Source organism: Acinetobacter sp. YH12126 (assembly GCF_013418745.1).
Taxonomy (GTDB): Bacteria; Pseudomonadota; Gammaproteobacteria; order Pseudomonadales; family Moraxellaceae; genus Acinetobacter; species Acinetobacter amyesii.
In genome coordinates this window covers 1-5,032 of record NZ_VPBM01000041.1, presented here as the reverse complement: position 1 = coordinate 5,032, position 5,032 = coordinate 1, and the positions used below count along the sequence as shown (strand labels likewise).

At 42.2% G+C, this 5,032-nt stretch carries 5 protein-coding genes; 3 read left to right on the top strand and 2 right to left on the bottom strand.

Annotation, left to right across the window (positions count from 1 at the left end):
- Positions 1-250: 250 nt before the first annotated feature.
- The 3 genes from yccS (at position 251) to FTU62_RS17090 (ending at position 3,428) form a co-directional block, all read left to right on the top strand.
- Entirely contained in the window at positions 251-2,401 is a 2,151-nt protein-coding gene (gene yccS / locus FTU62_RS17100) for a YccS family putative transporter (protein WP_373886384.1), read from the top strand.
- 18 nt (positions 2,402-2,419) lie between these two features.
- Positions 2,420-2,986, top strand: coding sequence for a hypothetical protein (locus FTU62_RS17095; RefSeq protein WP_180103257.1), 567 nt, complete (start codon positions 2,420-2,422; stop codon positions 2,984-2,986).
- Between the two features lie 142 nt (positions 2,987-3,128).
- Positions 3,129-3,428, top strand: a complete 300-nt coding sequence (locus FTU62_RS17090; protein WP_180009670.1) for a DUF3817 domain-containing protein — start codon at positions 3,129-3,131, stop codon at positions 3,426-3,428.
- Between the two features lie 78 nt (positions 3,429-3,506).
- Here the strand turns inward: FTU62_RS17090 and FTU62_RS17085 are convergent, their stop codons facing one another.
- Both FTU62_RS17085 and FTU62_RS17080 read right to left on the bottom strand, forming a co-directional pair.
- A complete protein-coding gene (locus FTU62_RS17085; RefSeq protein ID WP_078189336.1) occupies positions 3,507-4,736 on the bottom strand; it encodes an MFS transporter in 1,230 nt (409 codons plus the stop codon).
- 172 nt (positions 4,737-4,908) lie between these two features.
- Positions 4,909-5,032 (bottom strand): zinc ribbon domain-containing protein (locus FTU62_RS17080; RefSeq protein ID WP_180004803.1); only part of this gene is annotated, 124 nt, incomplete at its 5' end.

Here is a 5,032-nt window from a genome sequence, read left to right as displayed (position 1 = left end):
CTGATGCTAGTTGGTCTAACACCTTGCAATGTTTGTCTTTTATACGTAATTTAAGGGTTTTCATGTACTTATATTAACAATCAAAACTCAAGGAAAATAGTCCTTAGTTAAATCAAACGACACTTCATGTCGTGTCGCTTATATCTCTGACCTGAAGGACAGAGTTTTACGCTCCATTTGATAAAAATTGACAGTTCACAGAAAAAAGCTCAGTCTAATTTACAAAATCATTCGAATACTTCATAACTCTGTGAACACGCGACTCTCTTGGTTTCAACAGTTTCAATCCAGTGCAATCATTATGTATTGCCTGCAAATTTGTATTGTTTTGAGTGGCACCACGCTCGGATTATATTTTCTCGGTTTTCATAGTTTTATTGTTCCCGTCACCTTAGGTGCGATTGCCACTGCACTCACCGACTTTGATGACCGACTCAGCATCCGACTGCGTAATTTGCTCTATGTCTGCGTACTCTTCTTTAGTGTCAGTAGTATTTTAGATTTTCTCTATCCCTATAAGCTGCTGTTTATCTTGTATCTTTCACTGTCCAGTGCAGGATTTATTTTATTGGGGGCTTTGGGGCAACGCTATGCCACGATTTCTTTTGGCACGATTTTACTGTCGATTTACACCATGTTTGGCTTGGGTGAATATGACACCTGGTATTTTCAACCCAGTTGCTTTGTTCTAGGCGCCTTATGGTATGGCTTGACCTCGATTCTCTTTTGCTTGATTAAACCCACCCTACCCGTACAAGACAATCTCTCGCGTTGTTTTTTACAAATCGCCGAAGTACTGAATGCAAAAGCACGCTTATTTGACCCAGATAATGTCAACAATGTGGAACATTTACTGTATGAATTATCACTCAAAAACAGTGATGTCATCCCGAGTTTAAACACCACCAAAGCTTCTTTACTCACCCGTTTAAAAGCCTCAAGAGCAAATAAAAATACCATCTACTGGCTGAATTTATATTTCTTGGCACAAGATATTCACGAACAGGCCAGTGCGAATTATTTACATTATGAACAAATTCATCAAAATTTTAGCCGTACCGATTTAATTTTCCGTTTTCAAAAAAATATTCGATTACAGGCGCAGGCTTGCCAACAGTTGGCCTACTGTATTTTGCATCGGCAGCCCTATCAGCCTGATCCCATTACTGCGCAAGCACTGGCACATTTGCATGCCTCTTTGCTGGAGTGGATGACCAACAATCCGCAAAATATAGAAGTGAAAAACCTACAGCTGATCTTGTGTAATTTGGACAGTGTGCAAGAACGTTTTTCGCATGTGCAGGATTTAGATCATTCACAGCAACAGGCTTATCAGCAGCATATTGATAACCTCAATTTACTCGATGACGATATTCATGGCTGGCACGATTTATGGCTCAAACTGAAACAGCATTTAAACCCTGAGTCTGCCTTATTTCGCCATGCCGTTCGCATCGCCTTTGTCTTTGCGATGGGCTATGCCATTTCCCTCTTGCCCTTTGCCAAAAACGGCTACTGGATTTTATTGACCAGTTTATTTGTCTGTCAGATGCGTTATTTTGCGACCAAAAGTCGTTTAAAAATGCGGACTTTAGGAACCATATTAGGGGTCTTACTTGGCATTCCTATTTTGTATTTTGTGCCGAGTGTCGAAGGTCAATTGCTGCTAACGATTATTTTTGGCGTATGCTTTTTCTATCTGAGTGCCAAAAAATATGCCATGGCGACCCTCATGGCAACCTTAATGGTCTTGCTGATTTTTAATTTAAAAGGCGCAGGTTATGCGGTTATTTTACCGCGTATCGTTGATACCCTACTCGGCTGTTTTATTGCATGGTTCGCAGTCAATGTCATCTGGCCAGATTGGGACTTTCGCAATATTTCCAAGACCATTCAAAAAAGCTCTGCTGCGACCCTGCATTATTTTGATGCCGTAGTTGAGCAATATCTCCATGGGAAAACCAATAGCATTGCTTATCGGCGTGCCCGTCGTTCAGCCCATAATGCTCAAACTGAGTTGTCGAGCATGATTTCAAGTTTAAGTACCGAGCCTGAACCCGACCAAACTTTGATTCAACATGCTTTTCGCTATTTGGTCTATAGCCATAGTCAGCTCAGTTATATTTCTGCACTGGGGAGCCACCGTGAACAGGTACAAGACCAACAAGTCCTTGAACTGCTGCAATGGTGTCAAAGCACCCTAGACGAGGTCTTAATTCAGCAAAAACCGCTCAACCCTGAGAAAATTCAGCAAAAACTTTTCGAAATTCAAACACTCAGCACTGAAGAAATGCGGTCTAATCACCTGCAACTGGTGCTCAAGCAGATCAGTTTATTATTAGAAACATTAGCCGAACTGATTCAGCTTCGAACACAGCTGATTCAGGCAGAAATAAAATAAAATCATTTGAGACTTATAATGAAAATGCTTAGTTTAGGTTTTAGACGCCTCATATTACCTACGATTGTGGCGAACTCTTTTTTAGCTGCGTCTTCTGTTTTTGCAGCACCAACAGCACAAGATTTAAAGCGTATTTTGGAATGTCAGGCCGATTACGACACCTACCATGACACTTTGCTCGACTATGAAAAGGCTCTGGGGCAATTGGGCTGGAAACGCCATGATGACCCACATCAACCGTTTATTAATATCTATAAAAATACGCAAGCTGTTGAATTTTTTGGCATGCCGACCCAAGAAATTGGCCTGTCTTCCAATGCAGTATTCGCGATCTATCGCCAAGCCGATGTGAAAGAACTTGCCCAAAAATATGGTATTGAACAACATCCGATGTTTGCCGATATGCCATTTTTCCGTGGTGAAAAAATCCTACGTACGGAAGCCGAAACAGATGATCTACATGCCATCAATCACAAACTAAGCCTGTCTGAAATGACCGGAAAAAGCCCGATGATTTTACTCGGCTGTAACTATGAATTTGATCAGGGTTCGATTGAAGATGCCTTAACGGATCTAGAAGGTTAATCCGAGCAGACGACTCAGAATTAACTTTAAAAACATCAACTTAGATTCAATATGCGGATCAATTATTTCAACGGGAATGCTTCGTTCCTGCAGTGCTTTCAGGTAGACTCAAGGCTGAAATCACTTTGAATTTAGACTTCGCATGAATATCAAGACCTTACGCTTTGTGGGCCTACTCGAAGGCATCTCCTTTTTATTATTGTTGTTCATTGCTATGCCAATGAAGTACCTGATGGATAATCCAATATTGGTCAAGTACGTCGGTATGGGACATGGCGTCTTGTTTATTGCCTTCTTGGTGGTGCTATTTGTGGTCTGTGAAAAGCAAAAATGGTCGCTCAGCGTATTTCTAATGGGCCTAATTGCATCGATTTTGCCTTTTGGCCCGTTCATTTTCGATCACAAATTAAAAAATGCAGAACAACCGGCAACATCAAATTAAGACCTTATGCTGTAAATAACAAAGCCCAATGTTGTTCTACGCAGCATTGGGCTTTTCTATGATGGCATGAATTCGAATTTAAAATTCACCCGTCAATTTACGTTGTCGCATAATATCTCGCACCACCAAGCGTGGTAGGCTGAACCACAAGATAATGAGGGTAAAGCCTGCCAAACTATAGGCCCAAAGGCCAAAGTTTTCATACAGCACGCGCACGATTTCAATCACGGCAAAGAACGTCAGCATCATGATCACAGACACTGCCGCAGCCACTGTGCCCTTCGACATTTCAGACGACATTAAGGCAAAACGATAGAGCACAGAAAAGCTAATCCCTTCACCAAAACTGACCAAACTCATGCCGAGAATGAGAAAGGTCAGAAAATAACTTTCAGTCATCGTCCCAATCACCACGAGGCTCGTCCCGAGTAACATCAGCGGTAGCCCGATCATCACAGACTGACCTAGAGGCAATTTATCGATGATTTTAATCAGGACAATATTACCGAGGATCAGACCACCCAAAACGGGAAACTGTGCCATGCCGTATTGCATGCTACTCAGTCCTAGCTGCTCCACCAATATGACCGGAGATAGCGCAATCCAGAGCATCAGTGGCATAGCCACCATCGGTAGACCCAGTGTCAGCGCCAAAAAGCGTTTGTTTTTTAACACCTGTTTAAAGTCATCGATAATATAACCCACCGGTTGCTTTGGAATACTGATGTGCTGAGTCGGCATCTTGGCCTTTAAACCAAACCAACTCAGAAAAGATAGAAATGCGATTCCTATAAAACCCCAATGCCATGACACGTGATCAATCATAAAGGCACCGAGGACAGGGCCGATCAGTGGCGCTAGTAGTGAAATATTCGCCATGATCGCCATGACTTTGATGGCATCTCGCTCTTCAAAAGTTTCCTGTACAGCGGCATAGCCCACGGCTGAAATGACCGATAATCCAAAACCTTGTAAAAAACGCAATGTTAAAAAGCTTTCGATATTATGCGTGAGCAATATCGCTAAACAGCATAAGCTAAAGAATGCCACACCACCCAACAGGACTTTTTTTCGGCCTAATCGATCTGACAAGGGTCCTAATATTGCAGCGACACAGGCACCGCCCAATAAGTAAAAGGACATCGACGAGGGTGCCCATGCACTACTCACACCAAACTCTTGGGTAATCGCAAGCATGGCGGGTTGGACTAAGTCGTTGCCGATATAGACAGAAAATTCAAATAAAACCAGTGCCAAGGGAAACATTAAGGTGGCACGACTTAATTTTGTGGTTTGTACGTTTTGCATTGTTATCTACATATCAAAAGTGTGCTGTCGAGCTTGAAATGACAAATAGGGAGAGACACTTCAGCCCAATGACGAGCACTGTAATATTAATTTTAAAAATGAATTTTCGGCGTATCCGCCATATGTACGTCGTATTCACAAGACGCTAGATAGAGTTGACATCCTCACACCCTTAAAAGAGGGTGATTCCTACAGCTAGACGCTTATGCCCAAGCGCAAGAATGTTTAGAGCTGAGTTTATATCTCGATCATGAGCTGTACCACAGCTCATGCACTCCCATTCTCTTATTCCAAGA

Coding starts and splice junctions, on each gene's coding strand:
- FTU62_RS17095 (WP_180103257.1), top strand. CDS start 2,420: ATGAAAATGCTTAGTTTAGGTTTTAGACGCCTCATATTACCTACGATT.
- FTU62_RS17090 (WP_180009670.1), top strand. CDS start 3,129: ATGAATATCAAGACCTTACGCTTTGTGGGCCTACTCGAAGGCATCTCC.
- FTU62_RS17085 (WP_078189336.1), bottom strand. CDS start 4,736: ATGCAAAACGTACAAACCACAAAATTAAGTCGTGCCACCTTAATGTTT.